Origin of the sequence: Deinococcus humi, from assembly GCF_014201875.1 — a bacterium.
Lineage (GTDB): Bacteria > Deinococcota > Deinococci > Deinococcales > Deinococcaceae > Deinococcus > Deinococcus humi.
This window is the reverse complement of sequence record NZ_JACHFL010000011.1, coordinates 1-17,629: the sequence shown is the minus strand read 5'-3', so window position 1 is coordinate 17,629 and position 17,629 is coordinate 1. Positions and strand designations below refer to the sequence as shown.

14 protein-coding genes and 1 pseudogene are annotated in these 17,629 nt (G+C 57.1%); 8 read left to right on the top strand and 7 right to left on the bottom strand.

The genetic code is table 11. The annotated features are described in order from the left end of the window. Window positions 1-120: 120 nt before the first annotated feature. The 4 genes from HNQ08_RS17585 to HNQ08_RS17570 all read left to right on the top strand — a co-directional run bounded on the left by HNQ08_RS17585 (window position 121) and on the right by HNQ08_RS17570 (window position 2,688). Window positions 121-450, top strand: a complete 330-nt coding sequence (locus HNQ08_RS17585; protein ID WP_184135029.1) for a hypothetical protein — start codon at window positions 121-123, stop codon at window positions 448-450. 105 nt (window positions 451-555) lie between these two features. Further along, window positions 556-1,386, top strand: coding sequence for a tyrosine-type recombinase/integrase (locus tag HNQ08_RS17580; RefSeq protein ID WP_184135026.1), 831 nt, complete (start codon window positions 556-558; stop codon window positions 1,384-1,386). A gap of 209 nt (window positions 1,387-1,595) precedes the next feature. Further along, window positions 1,596-2,087 (top strand): hypothetical protein, encoded by a 492-nt coding sequence (locus tag HNQ08_RS17575; protein WP_184135023.1) that lies wholly within the window; start codon window positions 1,596-1,598, stop codon window positions 2,085-2,087. A gap of 436 nt (window positions 2,088-2,523) precedes the next feature. Then, on the top strand, window positions 2,524-2,688 hold the full coding sequence (locus HNQ08_RS17570; protein WP_184135021.1) for a hypothetical protein: 165 nt from the start codon (window positions 2,524-2,526) through the stop codon (window positions 2,686-2,688). A 91-nt stretch (window positions 2,689-2,779) separates the two neighbouring features. Here the strand turns inward: HNQ08_RS17570 and HNQ08_RS17565 are convergent, their stop codons facing one another. From HNQ08_RS17565 to HNQ08_RS17555, 3 genes are all read right to left on the bottom strand, one after another. Beyond that, entirely contained in the window at window positions 2,780-2,983 is a 204-nt protein-coding gene (locus HNQ08_RS17565; protein WP_229790217.1) for a hypothetical protein, read from the bottom strand. Between the two features lie 162 nt (window positions 2,984-3,145). Then, window positions 3,146-5,497, bottom strand: a complete 2,352-nt coding sequence (locus HNQ08_RS17560) for a S8 family peptidase (RefSeq protein WP_184135018.1) — start codon at window positions 5,495-5,497, stop codon at window positions 3,146-3,148. Window positions 5,498-5,659: 162 nt separating this feature from the next. Next, window positions 5,660-6,718: an AAA family ATPase gene (locus HNQ08_RS17555; protein ID WP_221284275.1), complete on the bottom strand. Its 1,059-nt coding sequence runs from the start codon at window positions 6,716-6,718 to the stop codon at window positions 5,660-5,662. Window positions 6,719-6,967: 249 nt separating this feature from the next. Here HNQ08_RS17555 and HNQ08_RS17550 point away from each other — a divergent pair, with 249 nt between their 5' ends. The 3 genes from HNQ08_RS17550 (at window position 6,968) to HNQ08_RS17540 (ending at window position 9,474) form a co-directional block, all read left to right on the top strand. Then, complete coding sequence (locus HNQ08_RS17550; protein ID WP_184135016.1) at window positions 6,968-7,225, top strand: hypothetical protein; 258 nt, start codon at window positions 6,968-6,970, stop codon at window positions 7,223-7,225. 205 nt (window positions 7,226-7,430) lie between these two features. Beyond that, window positions 7,431-8,015, top strand: coding sequence for a hypothetical protein (locus tag HNQ08_RS17545; protein WP_184135013.1), 585 nt, complete (start codon window positions 7,431-7,433; stop codon window positions 8,013-8,015). Window positions 8,016-8,130: 115 nt separating this feature from the next. Then, complete coding sequence (locus HNQ08_RS17540; RefSeq protein WP_184135011.1) at window positions 8,131-9,474, top strand: hypothetical protein; 1,344 nt, start codon at window positions 8,131-8,133, stop codon at window positions 9,472-9,474. Here HNQ08_RS17540 and HNQ08_RS27515 read toward each other — a convergent pair. The 3 genes and pseudogenes from HNQ08_RS27515 to HNQ08_RS17520 all read right to left on the bottom strand — a co-directional run bounded on the left by HNQ08_RS27515 (window position 9,394) and on the right by HNQ08_RS17520 (window position 11,146). After that, a pseudogene (locus HNQ08_RS27515) lies at window positions 9,394-10,035 on the bottom strand (SOS response-associated peptidase). The gene HNQ08_RS17540 and the pseudogene HNQ08_RS27515 sit on opposite strands and share 81 nt — an antisense overlap. A 168-nt stretch (window positions 10,036-10,203) precedes the next feature. Continuing rightward, entirely contained in the window at window positions 10,204-10,410 is a 207-nt protein-coding gene (locus tag HNQ08_RS17525) for a hypothetical protein (protein ID WP_184135002.1), read from the bottom strand. Window positions 10,411-10,492: 82 nt separating this feature from the next. After that, entirely contained in the window at window positions 10,493-11,146 is a 654-nt protein-coding gene (locus HNQ08_RS17520; protein WP_184135000.1) for a hypothetical protein, read from the bottom strand. A gap of 1,367 nt (window positions 11,147-12,513) precedes the next feature. On the opposite strand from HNQ08_RS17520, the gene HNQ08_RS17515 reads away from it, so the two are divergent. Beyond that, window positions 12,514-13,197, top strand: a complete 684-nt coding sequence (locus HNQ08_RS17515; protein WP_184134998.1) for a hypothetical protein — start codon at window positions 12,514-12,516, stop codon at window positions 13,195-13,197. A 649-nt stretch (window positions 13,198-13,846) separates the two neighbouring features. On the opposite strand, the gene HNQ08_RS17510 is transcribed toward HNQ08_RS17515, so the two are convergent. Beyond that, window positions 13,847-17,470, bottom strand: a complete 3,624-nt coding sequence (locus HNQ08_RS17510) for an NACHT domain-containing protein (RefSeq protein ID WP_184134996.1) — start codon at window positions 17,468-17,470, stop codon at window positions 13,847-13,849. Window positions 17,471-17,629: the final 159 nt, after the last annotated feature.

Sequence of the window (17,629 nt, the reverse complement as noted above, 5' to 3'; positions counted from 1 at the left end):
GGTGAAAGCATCATTCTGACCAGTCATGACCAGCCGATCGCGATGCTGGCTCCAGTCACTTTGCCGAAGTTCAGCCCGCGCCTGGCTCCTATCGTCGGAGATATAGACACCGCGCGACACGTGACCCTGCTGGCCGAGCGTTACGGTCGCCCGCTGCTCGTCCGCCAGCTTGGGATTTCGCCAGAACGGTTGACTCACCTCGAGTCCAGTGGTCTGGCCGATGAACGGCTGTTCGACCAGTTGACATTCTTGGATGAACTGGGAGGGATTTTGTTCGCTCAGCATCCGAAACGTCTCGTTCGCCGCTGGTTACTCACTGTGCATCCATCTCTTGGCGGCAAGGCACCAATCAGTGCACTGCAGGAGCAGCCCAGACTCAGCGAGGAAAGCAAAAAAATGCTGCTGCAATTGGCCCACGACTTTGCCGACGCCCGATTGGGACATTTCTGAATTTGAATCGATTGGAAGATTCATTAGCACCTCCATTCAGCTTGGCGGACTTTATCATAAGTATCAGGCAACCATTCTTCTGTCAACCGTGCCATAAGGTGAGGCGTGGATGACGACCCATCACCAACCAAACAGATCGACTACGCTGACCTTGTCCTGCGCTATCTCGATACACAGATGGATGCCAAAGCCGCAGAAACCCAGCGGGCCTACCGTGCAGATCTGATGGCCTTCGGCACCTGGATGGATGAGCAGGGACACCAGGAGACCCCGGAGGCAGCTGAGCAATATCTCTCGAACTGGCAGGCGGAGACCTGGAAGGCGTCCACGCGGGCCAGAAAGAGAACAGTCGTCAGGAAGTTCTATGAATGGGCTGCGAAACAGGGCTACCGGGGAACTGCGTTCGTCACCCACCTGTCGTCGACGCAAGCGCCCAGGCTAAAGCCCTTGTCTCCAGCCATCGAAACGGGCTATCAGGCCGTCATTCAGTCCATCCCCGATGACCGAATTCGAGACCATCTGCTCTTCCGGCTACTCGGCGAGGGCGGTCTCCGGTTGGGCGAAATTCAGGGACTGAAGGTGTCAGATCTTTCCAGGGAAATGGGTCAGGTTACGCTGAGGGTCGGGACGAGGAAACGCAAGGTTTCGCTGAATACTGATCTCTCTACCCTTCTGCTTCAATATCTGGAGACAGCCCAAATTACTGAGGGGCCGCTCTTCGTCGCCCGTTGGAATGGCGGCGGCAGCGCGTTACGCCAGAGTTGGATCTATGTGCTGTGGTCCAGCTATGCCAAGCCTCTAGGCGTGCAGATCTCGCCGGGTCAGCTTTATCAGCTCAAGTTGATTCGGGCCGCCCAATCAGGGCAACTGTCTGACCTCAAACATCTTTCCCCTCGAAGCAGACGGCGGATCAAGCAGCGCACCAAATTAGAATAATTCCATCTGTGGGCAAACTTAGACGATGAAGTCATCTTGTGTAAAGTAATGAAGTTAAATTTTAAACATCGTCTTTATAGTTCTTAAAATCTTCTGTAAATATTTTAATGAGTCTAAGCTGTCTGTGATGCTGAGCTATTTAAATAGTAAGAGACACGCAGTGTATGGGATCTATAGACCGGCCATCGAAATGGCTTTGAGGAAAATTTATGAGCACAAAACAACACCAAAATGATTCAGCTTCCTGGTGGGAAGAACCTGGCCAGCTGGCAGACCTCGTTGATAAGCGGCTTCAGCAGGTGTATGCCCTGGCTAAGGGCGCTGGCGTCAGGCGGACATCGCTACAAACGGTGCTGATGCGGCTTCATACTGAAGGAGACCAGCATTGGGCGCCGGACAGTTCCGAAGCGCGGGTACAGCGCGCCATCGACGAACTGCGGCTTCCTCCAGTAGCGATACTCGTGAACAGCTGGGTCCACTATCTGGAGTTGACGGATGGGGAACTTCAGGCCCTCCGCGAGGGAGTTCGTGAGGGTGTAGTGCTGGCCCTTCTTGACCTGCAGGTGGGACCAGTGCGTGAGGCACTCTTGCATCAAGCCAAAGTGGAGGGGTGGATGGTACGTGATATGAGGCGGGCGGTCCTCAGAGCGCCCAACACTGCGAAATCACGCCAGTTCCTGAGAGAGTGTCTGTTGGAATAGAGGACGCCTGACACGGACTTGATGCCCTGTTGGTATGGAAGAACTACCTCTGTCGGCCCACAGGTACACGTCTAAACCTCCTCGTCGTTCGCGGATCCGCTCATTTCCATCCTGGCCCAGCTCACCACTGTCCCTTGGCTGACCCATTGGCAGAGTCCACGCTGTCCACGGAGGGGCGCAGTCGCAGAGGGAGCTGCAGCCAATGAAGTCCTGGTCGCGCTGGCTGGACAAGATCAGTTGATTGTCCGGATCGCTCCTGGTAGTGGTACTTCCGCCACACGGACTGAGAGAGTCCAGCAATTGCACGGTCTGGGTGTAGGTCAAGATTGAGCGCGAACAGGCTGATAAGGCGGAAGCCGAGGTCGAGAAGTTGAAACAGGCCCTGGAAGGCCTCGGCAAATGACCACAGACCGCGAGTACATCCTCCGCTCCAGCTGTGGAGGCCTTCATTGAAGCGGCCTTCCAGAAGGCCTTCGGCCCAGAAACGGCCGCCCTGCCGCCGGTCACCGACGCGGATTTCGCGCCATCACAGGCCGAGAAGTACGGCAGCCCTAACGGACAGCACAGGCGATCTGTCGTCATCCTGAACACGTCCGACTGACATGTCGCTTGCACGCCCTCTCGGCAGACAGATCAGCCAAACCCAAGCCCCCACCCCGGCCATTGCGGCTGCGGGTGGGGGCTTTTTTCGTTTAGTCCTGCACCCTGGCCACCCACAAGCCGCTGATCTCCTGCGGCGGATCCGTCTCGTCAAAGCGGTGAACCTCCACCACAAGCGTGCCGCACTCCAGAACCCAGCAATCGCGGGACGGCTCACCGAGCCACCAGCGGCCCCCGGCCCGGAACGCATCGTGCTCGCGCGTCACCCGATAGACCCGGTTGCGCCAGTGCAGCACGCTAGGTCTCCCGTATTCATCGAGATCTACACCACACCGTTCCTAGACTGCTCGCATGACTCACGCTACCCGCTCCGAATGTCCTGTGACCGATGACGCGACGCTCTACCAGCTGACAACGCATTGAAGCAGGTCTCGGGAGATCTGAAAGACCGCGAGTTCTTAAATTTCCGTACTCACAGGGACGGTGAGCGCCGTTGTGATCGGAGTATAAATATCAATCTCCGCTTCTGGAGCGCGCAGTGTCACGATCAATGAATAGCGGGCATCCCGGTCCCAATAGTCTGGCACGCCTCCACGTTTCTCCCGCCACCAGCCGCTGACGGGATAGATCAAGATGGATTCACAGCCTTGAAGTGTTGCGATATCTCCTCGCCAGCGATCCGAATGAAGTGAGCCGGAGGTTCTGAGCTTAGGTCCAAATTCCCACAGTTCGTTTCCAGCATCGCGAATGCCAGCACCTTCATCTGGCCGGCTTTCATGCTGAATCCTGGCTTTGAAGCTCTCTTCGTCTTCCAATGGTCCCTTTACGGCGAACCTCAAACCGTGGGAGGCGTACCGGAAGCGCTGGATAAAGCCTCTCTCACTTGGATTTGGCTCGATAAAGTAGGACAGCGTAACTCGCAATTCCAGGTCAATTCCTTCCAGGGCAGTTAAATCGAGGCTCGCCCAGGGGAAACGATGGATATTCATTTGGTTGGTTTTGACCCTTCCGCCTTCATTTTTGAATGGGCGGAGAGAATCTTGTATCACCAAAGTTAAGTCATTGCTTGCGCTTTTCAGCGCCCGTTCAATATTCGGCACTCCATAGCCGTACCGCCGCAACAGCAAGCGGTTTCCCTGAAAGGATGTCGACGTCCGATGGCCTTTCATGGCATCAGTCCAGTCTGCTGAATGAACGAGCATGCCCCGAACTGTTTCTGGCCAATACGTGGGTTGGGCTGCCGCTAAACGTGCGGCCATCTGCGAGGCCAAGGCAGCAGCGGCGCTCGTGTCTCCGAAATGCCGGAACTGGGCGGCCCCGAGGTCATAGTCCGTCGTGAGCAACCGGACATCTGTGTGAGTGTGAGGCTCGGGGGTAGATGCATCGGCAATCATATTGCCGCCCTCAAAGACCACCTCAGGTTTCAGCGGCCACTGATCGTGCCAGAGCAACGAAGTACTACTTGTTGGCGAGAGATCGCCGAACGGTGCAACAAGTGCCCAGCTTGCGAACGTAGGATCAATCATATTCGTTCGCTCGGTGAATGCACCGACCGTCAAGGCATTCCAGGCTTGGGCAGGGCTATGAACCTCAGATGTATCGGCGAAATCGAGATAGTTACCCAGAACATCGGCAGTCGAGGGCTGTGAATTGCCTGCACTCACCACAATCAAGCGTTTGGCCTCCTCCTCGACTGCGACGCCACTCGCGAGCTGATCTACCGCAGAAGACCAAGCAGTTGGCCGACCACCTTTGGCATCATCTTTTGCTGTCACGGCCAGGCAAGTCACGCGCCAGCGTCCTGGATTGATACTCTCCATCAAACGAACGGCATTCTGAGTAATGCGGCCATAGAGCTTGGGATCATTACGCCCAGCTGGCGGGAGAATTTTGACCGACTCAAGCACATGCGTGTACTGCTTCGGTGTGGTTGATTTCAGAAATGCTTCCAGATCACCGTGCAGGGCGAGACCGGCCATAGCGGTCCCGTGCCCATCAAATCTCCTCATGTCGTTAGGGCCCCAGGTCGATTGCAATGCCTGCCAGTCAGTGGCAGCGAGATAAGGGGCAATCAGCGCGTGACTCCGATTTACGCCACTATCCAGGATCAGCACCGAGCTCTGGACATCAGCTTCTGGAGGAAGTAAGCGGGCCGCTGCTTCGTCACTCCACTCGACCTGCTCATCGTTGCGCATCTCGATGAATACGCTGGGTGTATCCAGCGCCAGTCGGACTTCGGCCATGATGAGAGAATTGAGAAAGATGCGACTCAGAACATCTAGGCTGCTTCGGACGAGCAGAATCTCCCGATCCGGGAAAGTCAGGCTGGTGTCGGAGACTTCCAGCTGGCTCTGGCGGGCGAGATTCAAGAACTCTTCACGCGTACCCGCCCGAATCCAGGTCTCCCACCAGATCGGGGTGTGGGGTTCGGGCAATCTTCGGGGGTCACCCACAAAAATTGAACGCAGGGCAGCGTGGCGGATGCCCTCAATATTAGTGACAAGCGCAGCGTTCATTGGATTCCCATATCGGTTGTTCCTGTTCCGATAGTCGGTGATCTTTTTCGTCAATTTGGGAACTGAGGCGTCTGGGACAGCTACGGTAGCGCGAACTACGCCCGTCTTATCGTCCTGGTGGACGGCCGCCAAGTTCATGCCGACTTGGGTAGAATCCAAGCGGTCTAGCAGCTCTTTGGCGGCGTTCTTGGAAGCGAATTCAAAATCTAGATAAACGCCTTGAACCCCTAGTTGCAGAGCTTGATCGCGCTGATTCACGGAAGCTGCCACAGCGGCTGCCAGGGCAACTCCCAATCGGGCAGCATGCTGTGCTCGGTCTCGCTCAATCGGCTGAGGCCCGCCACCACCTCTACGTGAATAAGGGAGGGCTTCGCCTACCCTTTCAAGGTAGATGTGAGGACGGTCGCGGGGAGTATCTGGCATGCGGTTTCAGGGGCATTCTAACGACCCCGCCGCTCACTGTTGTGCCAGCTTGCGCTCCGCGATTGCCTCTAGCAGATCTTTCGACGAAATTTTAGGCCGGTTGCTGAGCACCGCACTCTTGGCCGCTTCGTCAGCGGCACGTGTGATCTCTGCGTGGCTAAGGCCTGCAGCTGCTTGAATCGCCGGGCTCCAGGCAAAACGAGGGGGCGAGAAGCGTGCAAGTCGCACCTTGAGGATGCGAGCGATCACCGCTTCGTCCGGCAAGCCATATTCCAGAACATCATCGAAGCGGCGGAACAATGCGGGGTCGAGCAATTCAGGATGGTTGGTGGCCGCCATGATCAGACTGGTGGACTCGTCCTTCTCTAGCAGTTGCAGAAATGAGTTGAGAACGCGGCGAATCTCACCGACATCGTTGCCCGCACTCCGTCTTGCTCCAATGGCGTCGAACTCGTCAAAAAAGTACACCCCGCGCATGGTGGCCATCGCCTCGAAAACGGTGCGCAGTTTAGAGGCGGTCTCCCCCATGAACTTTGTAATGACCCCTTCCAGTAGCAGAGTCATCAAGGGCAAGCCAAGTTCTCCCGCCAGCGCATGTGCGGTCATGGTCTTTCCACTCCCTGGAGGCCCGATCATCAGGATCTTGCGGCGCGGAGAGAGACCATGAGACCGCAATTGATCCTGCTGGGCGTATTCATGAACGATACGGGCCAAACGACGTTCTGCAGAGTCCTCGACCACCAGGTCTTTGAGGCGCTGGCGGGGATGAGACACTGAAAGCAGTGAGGCCAATTCGCCCTTGGGTGGAGTGGGACGAAAGGCGATCGGCGATGGCGTCTCGGGCCTGGGGAGGCCATCTTGGGCCCGAGCTTGATCGATCAATTTCCGCAACTCTTGAGCAACATTGGCATGGCCAGCTCTCGCCTCACGAGCCGCGACCTGAAGCGCGACGGACAGAAACTGTTCGTCGTCTCCAGAGAGGTGGCTCTTGATTAATGCGAGAACATGGTTGGCCGTACTCATGATGCCTCCGGGGCTAGGGTTAAGCGGATTGACCGTGGTGCCAGCATAACGGTCTTGATCAAAGTTCATGTCCCGGAGGAGTGAAGGAGCCTTTGAGTTCTGGCACAGCCTAACCTTGTCTTTCTGACTAAGCGTGCACATTTCAATCGCAACGCACTAGGTCTCAGCTAGGCTACGAGATCAATGGTGTCAGGAGCACTGGAGACGATTTGATTCGTTCGGGTTTGAGGTGTGCCCAGAGTGTCGTAGCGAGATGTCAGGGTGGAGAGGCTTGTCTGTTGTTGAAAAGATGGCTCACCCTCCTACTATCCTTGGCCCATGCGCCCCGCTGACCTCACTCCTGCCGAGATTGCCGATCAGCTTGCCCGCATGTATGCAGCCGATCAGGGCGAGTCAGATGACCGGCCCAGTGCTGAGGAGCGCACGACCCTCGCCGACTACCTGGGCTGCCACGAGGAAGCCAGAGTGGCCGCCTGGGCCGCATGGTCTGAGGAGCTGAACCCCACAGATTGGGACGCCACCGAGTACTGGCTGGACGTGGACCTCATCGAGCCTTGCCCAGAACACCAGCGGTGACCCTCCCCACTGAGTTGAGGGGGACAGTGGACCATGGGTAGCTTCGACTACATCGCGGAACTGCGTGCAGGCCTGCTGGCAGACCGCATCACCTGGGAGGTCGTGCTGGACCGGATTCACGGCAGTACGCCGTGGCAGAAGGAAACGACGCGCGGTGCTCATCGAGACATCCTGTGGGCACTGTGGCAGCACGGAAGGGCCGATGGTGTTGCAGCACACCTGGCATCCGGACCTCTTCTCGGAAACGTGCGAGCAAATCAAGCGCGAGCTGCTGACCACCACGGATCTGCTTGAACGCTTTCCCTACCCGTTACTGCCCCCCGCCTTCGATCCATCCACGGCACCCGCCCAGCCGTCGACGCCACGGAACAGCTGTCCCAGGTGTGGCAGCATCAACGTCAAACAGCGCAAGGACGGCTCCTGGGCCTGCCATTACCACTCGTACGGGAGACGGTGCGGGCGTGTCTTTGAGCAGCCTGTCGTGATTCAGTATCAGAAGTTCGACAGCGAGGCGCGCTGGCTGTCGCATCTGGAGAGCAAGTACCGCTGGGCGCACACCCAGCGCCTCCACGCTTGGAACGAACAGATCCTGGGCGAGTGCCGCCAGGTCATCCTGAAGCGGGCGGCGCTGATCGCGCTGGACCAGCACGAACGGTACGTCAGCCTGCAGGCCGAGGACGTGGTGACCCGGTGCAAACGGTGTGCCTTCAAGGAAGACAAGGGCTTCCTGCGCAGCTACCAGGCGGGCTTGATGCAGGAACGCGTGAGGAAGGCAAGGGGCGGCTCATGATCAAGTGTCTAACTTCGGGGCGGCCGCTTCCTCAATCGCCAGATCGCTGACTACTGCAAGGTACGTTGGCTCAAAGTGCGGCCCGTTCTTTCAACGTGCTCCCTAAACTGAGCGCATGAGCATGCTGCATGATCCCGACGATCTGATCCTACAAGTCCGTGCTCCTGATATCCGGAGATACGTGGATGAGAGCGTGCGGGCATTGCGTGCAGGAGCGCTGCGGGCTGCCGTACTCAGCTTATGGGTGGCCGTTAACTCTGACATCATCGGGAAGATTCGGGAGCTGGCGGCCAGCGGTGACAGCCAGGCGAGCGCGGAAATTGCGCAACTCGAGACCTGGATTCAGGCAAATGACCTCCGAAGTCTTCAAACCTTTGAAACAGAGGTGCTAAAACTCGCCCGCGACACATATGAGTTTCTAACCCCCATCGAGGCCGATGAATTGGAGCGGCTCCGGCAGGACCGTCACCGGTGTGCGCATCCGGCATTGACGCCTGACGGCTCCCTGTATGATCCCTCGCCCGAACAGATTCGGGCGCACCTGGTCGCCGCCACACGAGCGCTCTTTGCCCACCCGCCTGTCCAAGGGCGCAGTGCGCTAGCTCGCCTCAAGGCTGAGGTACAGGGGCAAGCCTTTCCAGCGCAGGGTGATCAGGTGGCCGCCTACCTCGGCCCGAAGTACATCGACCGTGGCAAAGATGTCCTGGTCCGTCAGATTGTAAATCTATACCTGCAGCAAGCGCTGGCACCCACCCCGGACGTGCCCCGCGAGCGGGCACTTCACATCTTGATGGCGGTCAAAGCCAGGCGCTTTGACGTGTATCGGGCGGCAATGACCGAAGCGTGGCCCAGGCGCGTGTCTAACGCAGACGACACTGTGCTGCCTTCGGCACTCCAGCTGCTTGATCTGGATGCCGATTTGTGGAACCTGCTTCCTGAACACGAGCAGCTCAGATTAACGACATTCCTCCAACAGGCCTCGGCCAACCAGGCTGAGTCGCTGTTGACTGCTTTGCGGATACCAACGCTTCATGGCACTGCCCGGACCAGCCTAGCGGCTCTGCCTGCCGATGAATTGCAGCCCATTATGCTGGCCCATCCGCAACAGGATCTGGCCTTGCTCGCGATAGAGCGTCTGGAAACCGTCGATACCTTTAAGGCGGGAGTGCACTTTCTGGAGGTTATCGTGGCATCGCGAGAGTTCCTTTCCGAAAATGATCTGCGGCGGGTTCTAACCGCCGCTCGGACCAACGATCAGATTTACGATGCGTCACATAGAACTCCGTTTTTCTTGTCAATCCTCCTCCATTTCACGGCCACCACCCACCCAGGCTTGGCACCTGACTGGGTGGCTTTCATCGAAGAACATCCCTATTTCTTATTCGCTGGGCTTAAAAAAACTCTTAAGAAGCTTCGGTGGCTGCCGACAGAGGAACCGGAGGCAGTGGAGAACCAATGAATGCACTTCACGCGGCTGAGTTCTTTCGCCAACTCCCCTGAGGGGGTAGGAAAGGCCCTCACATGGGGGCAACGGCCAGCATGCCGGTTGCCGGCTGCTCAGGGCAGCCGCACGGGCCTGAGGCGGCGCATCCAGCCACACGTCGAGATCATTGCTGAGCAGGGCCGGCATCCGGTTATGCACCTCCACCAGATCCAGTGTCGGTGGCCGGGTCACGATCGTGCAACTTTCCAGCGGACTGTCCGGCGTCATGGTCCGGTTTCATAATCCAGCCACCAGCAACGGCTTGTCGTCCTTCCGGGCGATCCTGACCCTGGACTTGACCCCCGCACGAACTGGCCACTCCCAGAAGCCCGCCAGCGGGATCACGCAGCGCTGGGTCTGGAAAGCGGCTCGGAACATCGGCTTGTCCTTCAGGCTCTCCACCCGGGCATTGAACGTCGCGTACCGTTTGGCCTCCTCCAGTGACATGCGCGCAGGCACCAGACCCCACCGTCCATAGGTGGCCTCGAAGCCTCCAACGGCGCGTCGCACGAAGCGGAGCTGGTCTGTCGGACGCACCTCGTCGCGGCTGTGCTCCGGCTCCCAGCCCAGTGGCCCGAACAGCTCGCTCAACGTTCCCCAGGCCGGAGGGCCGAAGCGGTCATCAGCGTGTCCGCATATCAGCCCACACCCTCCAGCTCCAGCCACGCCAGATTGAAGAAGGCGGCCTTGATGCGCGGGGCCAGGTCACGTCGGGCGAGGCGCAGCTCGGATCGGTCCCACAGCCCGCAGTAGTGGGCCAGCGGGGAGCGCAGGGGGCGCGCTCTCCATCTTCAACACCAGCCGGCCACCGTAGTTCTCGCACAGGCAGCGGCGCAGGTCTGTGACGTCCTCCGGTACCGCCTCCCAGTCGGCGGGCACCACCAGAAGCGGCAGGGGCCGGGGGAGGTCCATGGCGGGATGCTAGGGCCGAAGGGAACACGCCGCTGTGACCGATTGCCCAGCGGGAGCGATTGAGCGCAATAAGCGCTGCTTCTTAATTGGCGGGAAATTCCCTGACAATGCGATTTTCATACGTGTTTTTGCTAAAATCGATTTTTTGGTAATTAATAAGATCTGTACTACTCCATTGTTTAGTCCATATCTCGACAATTCCATTCAGGTCCAAATCCAGGCCCAAGTACTTTCCATTGTAGAGAACTGGAGTAAGAGGACCATTGTTGACTTTATAACCAGACACCTGTGACGAGATCATTGAGTTCACTGCTTCGTCAGGTAGCACTACCTTCTGGTCCAACTTCACTACCCCATCGTAAGAGAAATCTAGACTGCCCACGCTAATGCCCTGCTTGGTTTCAGGATACTGATAGCCATAATCAAAGGCGATATAGAATTTTGGAAATACTTTCTGCATCTCTTTTCTATTATCAAAAGAGATATTCCAAATTCCGTTTTTGATAGAGACAGAAATCCCAGGACATTTGACAAGGTAATCATCTGGCATAAGACCCTGGACGAGTTTCAACTGGGGATTATTCGGGAAACTTGCATATGTTTTCCAAGTCATTATCACTCTATTTAATGTGTTATCAACTTTAAATGTTCCACAATCTATGTTACTAGAGTCTAGATTAATAGAATGGGCAGGATTAGCAAGGATTAAGAATGTAGCCAGTATAATTTTTTTCACCGTATCTCCTAAATGGCTTTACGTCTTGCTCGATAGATGGGCTCATTTTACTGAATAGTTACCCCTGGTCCACCGCCTTTTTCAGCGCCTCGGGCCTCCGCCCCATCCACTTGTTGATCTCGGCCTGTTCCTGGTCGTTCAGCCGTTGCAGCCACGTCACCCTACCCAGCATGCGCCCCAGCTGGGCCACCTCGCGTTCGTTGAGGGCCGTGCGCGTGGGCCGGTCTCGCAGCGTCGCCAGCCGGTCCCTGAGTTCGCGGTGCGTGGCTCCGCCAACGGGGCAGTTCCAGCAGCTCTGCCTGGTGCTCGGCGGGTGCTCCCGCCACCCAGGATGTATGGTAGCCCCGCGTCGATCGCCTGCAGTACCAACTAAGGCCAGAACAGAATGCGGAGCTTGTTTGTGACAAAGCTGGTCCACTCGCTCAGGGCCAGCCGCGCGAATAGGGCTTTGAACAATGGTACGTTCTCTAACTGACATTATAGGGCAGAGAAAGTCGCACTCTCCATCCTTACCATCCTCCTTTCCAAGCTTGTGCCAGAGCGAAGGCATGGGAAAAATAGGGGAGTGGATGGTCCATGTCTATTAACGCCAGTCAAAGTGATTAGATAAAAGAAGCTCGTCCCGGACAATTCAAACCTGAGCTAGCCTCGCCATTGCAGAGGAACCCAACTGTTTAGCACCAGCCACCAAACTCTCCAACAGCCCCTGGCTGGGGTTAACGCCTCGGATTGGTGCCGATTACGGTGGAGGAGAGTGAACACCTGCACACGCTGATGGACAGCGTTGAAAGATCAACTCCATCTATCATTGACGTCACTTCGCCAATTCAGCGCAGCGACAGCCAGGCGGCCAGTACATTAGGGGAGACAGGCTTCGCTCATCCCCATTCTTGATCGAATTGGCTCTCCAGAAACCTAGAGAAATTCAAGGCAGGGGATCTGATTCGCCCGGGCAATTGCGAGCTCGGCAAGTCGAAAGCGTTTCGACGCGTTCGTCGTCGTTCCATACATCGTTGAATAGGCGATCTCCGTGATGTGTTGTAAAAGCGGAGCAAAATTGGTGGCTCCCGATTTGTCAATAACCGCTTGCACTTCTGCAGGCACCACATCAACGAGTCCGACTCCGACAAGTTCCGGAGTCTGCTGATCCTAAACCCCGAGGTCAGTGGCTCTCGCCAGCGCGAAACCGTGGGCGAGGAATGCGTCTCGGCATCCTTAACGCCAAAAACTTGTCACAACCCTTCTGGCCTCACCTTCGCTGAAGCGTCAGATACTGCGGCTTTCCTTTATCCAAACACGCGCGAGGAAACTCTTCGATCTCTATTACGTAATCAAAAAAGAGAGATCTGCCTCAGGGAGGACACCTTTTGGAAATCATGGATGCACTTAAAGAAATAGGGATTACTGGTCGGCTTATCCTCATTCCCCTCCTGGTGTACGGCGCGTGGAATGTCGGCCTTCGCCTGTTCTCCGACTCGAGCAGTTGGACCACACCCTTTGAAGCGCGCCGACGCAACCGCGTCAAAATCCTGGATGAGCAGATTCATTCTGAACCAGACCCCGATCTCAAACGCGTCCTCGAAGAACAACGAGGCATGCTGGTGTTCCAAGAAGCTACCGGCATCGTGACCCTGCCAGCCCGTCGCCAGGAACTCATCAAGTTGCAGCAGCGTTGCGCGCACCGGTTCGGTTGGCAGGCCATTAAAAAGGCTCTCCCCCACCTGAAATTCACCGATAAAGGTCACCTCAAACGCGGCGTAAGCCTTTTCGCCCGAGGAGTTATGACTCTCTTCTTGGCGTCAAGTGTCGTCCTCCTTGCTCTGGCCCTGTATGTGGGCCTCTCTATGCAGGCACCAACGCCAGTTACTGCCGACACACGGCTGATCTACGCTCTCGCACAGTTTCTTACCGAGATGCTGCTGTTGGGTTTGGCCATGCTTACGGCGCAGCCAGCGATTCCTATTCTTCGGGCCATCCAGCTGCAACGCTGGATCCTCCCAACCACCCAGTCTGCTGTTGTCCATACTCCTGAAACGGAAGGAGCCGTCTAAGGTGCAAGCGGAGGGAGACGGAACTGTGGAGAAGACACATGGGCAGCTCCATGGATCTCGCCAGTAGGTGCAGACACCGCAGGAGCTAGTGTAGAGCCTCAGCCGGATTGCCACCACACATCCAAAGTACCGCTGGGAAACGATTCAAAGAAGGCGCCGCCCGCCTAGTGCAGCTGCTTGATGACACCGGATGGGAACGGCATTACTACCGCGTGCTGTAGCAGGCCACTAATGCGGAATTCTGGGGCTGCCCAGCCTACGCGCAACTTGCCGAGGCGCTGCAACGTACCCTCATCCCCAAAGCGGAACTGCACCTGACGCGGCCTGGCGCTTGGCGTATGCATCAGCTTCGGGAGTGCGGCTGGCTGGATGACGTGTATTACCGAAAGGTTGGAAGTAGATCCTGAAGCGGACTTTCTCGTGTATAGCCAACTGCCTCTGGTACATGCAGTTGGGCATGCTTCAGACCTGCGCCGTGAAGATGCTCACCCGACGGAGATGGAGCGTGGTAAGACGATGCCTCCTTATCCGCAATTCGACATTCGCCCGCCTTGTCGAGCGCGGGAAACATACGCTTTGCACTTCATCGCTCTCTTAACGTCAGCCAGAAAGCGAAATCACATAATGTTAGGAGTGTAATTGCCGCTGTTCAAATGGCATCCAGAAGGCTATGCAGTACAGGCCGCACGCGACCTGCAATTAAGTCGGTTCCTATCGGCGCGGTGGTGTTCTCTCCACTCAGCCGTTCGATTTCTGTGGCGCACCATTCTCTAAGCTCATCGGAAAGTACTCCGGCGCGTGCTAAGAGCCGCGGGATAGTGGCAATGGCTGACGGATTGCGATCGGTCGTCAACCATGTGGCCAACGCCGTGCCAAACGCCGGGTCCTGTCGCAAACGTCGGACCAACGGAGGCACAATGCTTTGAGAGGCAATCGCAGGTGCAGCTGCACAGCTCTTGAACGTAGCGTTCAGCGCCGTAATTAGTTGCTCTGGAGTAGAATGCAGGCCCGCCAGACGGAAATAGAGAGAGTAGGACAGGCTCTCTCTGTTCAATGTGTACCAGTCATAGGCTTCCTTGACGACAGGACTCTCCGGCCAACCTTCAACAATGGCCATTAGGACGTCCTCTTGAGGGGGCACGCTGCCGGTGGCTGTGGTGAGCCGTTCCAGCACAGAGATGTTCCCTCCAAAATATTTGCCCAGCAGCTGAGCTGCCGCAAGAGAGGTGTCTCGGCGGGGATTTTCCTCGCGGAGCACATCCAGGCATGCTTCCAACAAGAGCCCGCTTCCGGGAAGTACGCGTCCCAGGAAGCGCAATACGGCTGGTGAATGCCTGATTGTCCGATCACGCTCTATAACCTCTAGAAGGTCTTGCCCGGCCAGCGAAGACCCATCGGCATATGCTGCTAATGCTTCAAGGCCTACTTCACGAGCAAAGCCCCCTTCCCGACCCTCAGTGAGAGCTGGCCTCACGACGTCTCGGACGTCTTCCCAGTGCCGCGCGACCGTGGCCACAAAATTTCCAGGCGTTTCATAGTTATCAAGCAACAATGGGATCCAATCTAAAATTCTGCGGCCATGAACTTCGACGGTGAGTGCATCAATTGCTCTGAGAGTTAGCAGTCCAGCAATGCCCGTTCGCATGGCAACTCTGAGGGACACGCGATGCGCATGCATCTCCTGCATGAAGTACTCAATAGTCGGCGCGAGTTGGCGCCCTTCCGTCCGGGCACGATGGGCCAAACTAATGGAGCACTGCACACGCGTCTCTACGTCGCTTTCTTCGTGGTGTGCCTCCAGTAAGCTCAGCACTTCCTCAGGGTCTCCCAGGCGCTGCCGCAGCTTAGAAGCGATGGCGAAACGTAAGCCGGGGTCAAGTGGCATAGACTGGTCTCGCAGCGCCCGACGAATGGATTCTTCGTGACCTAAGTAATGAGCAATGGCACCTGCCGCCCATCCCGCTCCCTTCTCCAACAATTGCTCGGCATACCTCAGCACACGCGTTTCTTGAGGAAATAGACGGAATACGTAATCGGCTCCGTTAGACGACCTGTCGAGGTAGATCAAGGCGGCATCGAGAATGGACTGGCCATCTTCACCCACACCTACTTTGTAAAGTCCATTCAACACGAAATCGGGCCGTGCACACTTTGGGTCGCGCAGCAAGGCTATCAGCCGTTGACGTGCTGTGGCTGGATCGCGCAGGATATCGGGAATGAGGAACGCGATACTGGCAGCCACATCGTCCGGTCCAGTGGCAAGTTCCAGAAGCCGGGGGGCTATCTCAGGGTCATCCATGCCCCAACCCTCAAGAAGAGCCTCGGCCGGCCAGTGTCGGTAATCGTCGTTGAGATTCTCAAGTAGTTTTGTTTTGGAGAAGGCAGTTTGGCCGATCAGGGAAGCGAAGTGAAGGTCATGGTCTGTCAGATCGCCGCGTTTCAGACGTACTTCGATAGCCCGTACCAGAGCAGGGACGTCACGAAAACGGCGCAGCAATTGCGGCCACGCATCGTGCAGACTTAAGAACGGACTCTCCTTCTCCCGGATTTCTTCACTGACGGCGTCCTGCACTCGAAGATCGGAAGCGAAACCCTGGAACAGCACCTGCCAATTCAAATCCTTGTCCATCCCCGCCTGAGAAAGGCCAGACAGACAAGCGTCTCTTACTCGCAGATCGCCTGGCCATCCCTGGACCAATACTTCAACTACCAGATGGCGAAGGAAGTAAGAAATTTCGCTTCGATAACTGCGAAAGTGTAGAACCTCCTCCAGCTGTTCGTCACCGAGTCGCCCCTGCTTAGCTAAGCCAGCGTAGGCAATAAGGCGTTGATCTGGGTCAGGTGAGGTAGCGTGATAGTCAAGCATCTCTGAAAGGTCGAGGGCCTCGGGCCATCCCCGGACGAGTGCGTAAACAGCACCTGCCTGGGCGTCAAGCGACTGCGCCTGCATAGCGACGCGGGCAAGTTCATTGAACAGCGTAGGTTGCTGGCAGCCCAGAGCGGCGAGTGCTTTGGCAGCACTGATCCGTCTGGAGGCATCTTCTGCATGCAACCCGCGGAGGAGAAGTGAAACAGTTTCGTCCTCAATTGGCCATGTACCCATGGCCTCAAGTACGGCTGCAGGGTGGCGCAGACGCTCGGGGAACCACCGGCGAAGCCGCTCGTGCACCAGATCGCGCACCTTGGCAGATTGCAGACCATCGAGTGAATGACTCAGAAGCCGCTCGCGCTGCGGCGCCCATGTCTCATGCTCAATGGCCGTTAGGGTATCTCGAGCAATCTCCTGCGCGACTGCAGGTGGAACCGGAAATTCCCCGAACGCTGCCTCTGCCAACAGTTGAGCCAAATGTTGCCGTTGCGCAACGGTGCCCCCTGGAGCGCGCAGCCTATTAATGAATTCCCTTGCATCCTGCGTACGTCGTGTGAAGTGCAGCGCGCCCAGCAAGACCTCACGCCATTGAGGGTCGAGGCGGCGCGTCTGGACAACTTCCAACTGATCATTGATGCGTGAGAGATACCCCGCCGCCAGGAACTCCTGCAGCGACCGGTGGAAAAAACCTGCCTCGCGCGGAGAGCGCCCTACCAGCAAGCCTGTGTTGGTCTCCCCGACGTCCACGAGGCGTGCCCCAACCCTGCGGGCTTCAATCCTCTCAAGGCCCACGCCCACTTCACCATCCTGCAAATACGCAGCGACGACCTCGCTGGCGGTTTCAATGGGGATCATACCCTCGGGATACGCACAGTGCATTTCATAAGCAAGGCGCTCAAAGGCTTGTCGCATATCAGTGGATGAAAGAGTGTTGTCGTCGTCTGCCATTGCTGCCGCTCGCCGCCGCCGCCGGGGATGCGCCTCTAGGAGGTGCTTAACCACTTCCTCGTACACCCGGAATCGACTGCGTGGCAAGGCGACCTCAGCGCGGCGTAGGGCAATGAGCAGGCACAGCAGGAGCGGTACGGCTGCCAGTTGTGCAAGGTCTGGCGAGTCGTGCAGATCCTCGAAGAAGGTCTCTACCTCGGCCATGGTCCGTTGCGACACCACTTCATCAGCCAAGTCTTCGTTCGCATTTCGCAACTGGTGTGCAAACCAGGTGGTAGCCAGGCGGCGTTGTTGCAATTCGGAAAGATCGGCAATATGGCCGTCTGCCCAACCACTCAGCTTAGCCTTGAACAGCTTGTAGCCGTCCGGACGGCTGGAGAGTAGCACTGGCACGCCACGTTGCTGCACGAATACTCGCAACCGGTCGAGCGCGAGCTCACCGTAGTCCGAACGCACATACTCGTCTAGGCCGTCGACGACGAGTAGCAGACGTCTATCATCCAGAGCGCGGTCAATAAGCGGTGGGGTTGACTCGGTTTCGAGTCGCTAAGGTTAAGCAGCTGTAGCCTGGCACTCGGCTTCCAGGGGCGTCAAGTATCCCAGGCTCGAATGCCG

Excerpts from the sequence above, each read along its gene's own strand:
- HNQ08_RS17575 (WP_184135023.1), top strand. The coding sequence starts at position 1,596 with ATGAGCACAAAACAACACCAAAATGATTCAGCTTCCTGGTGGGAAGAA.
- HNQ08_RS17555 (WP_221284275.1), bottom strand. The coding sequence starts at position 6,718 with ATGAACTTTGATCAAGACCGTTATGCTGGCACCACGGTCAATCCGCTT.
- HNQ08_RS17550 (WP_184135016.1), top strand. The coding sequence starts at position 6,968 with ATGCGCCCCGCTGACCTCACTCCTGCCGAGATTGCCGATCAGCTTGCC.
- HNQ08_RS17540 (WP_184135011.1), top strand. The coding sequence starts at position 8,131 with ATGAGCATGCTGCATGATCCCGACGATCTGATCCTACAAGTCCGTGCT.
- HNQ08_RS17525 (WP_184135002.1), bottom strand. The coding sequence starts at position 10,410 with ATGGACCTCCCCCGGCCCCTGCCGCTTCTGGTGGTGCCCGCCGACTGG.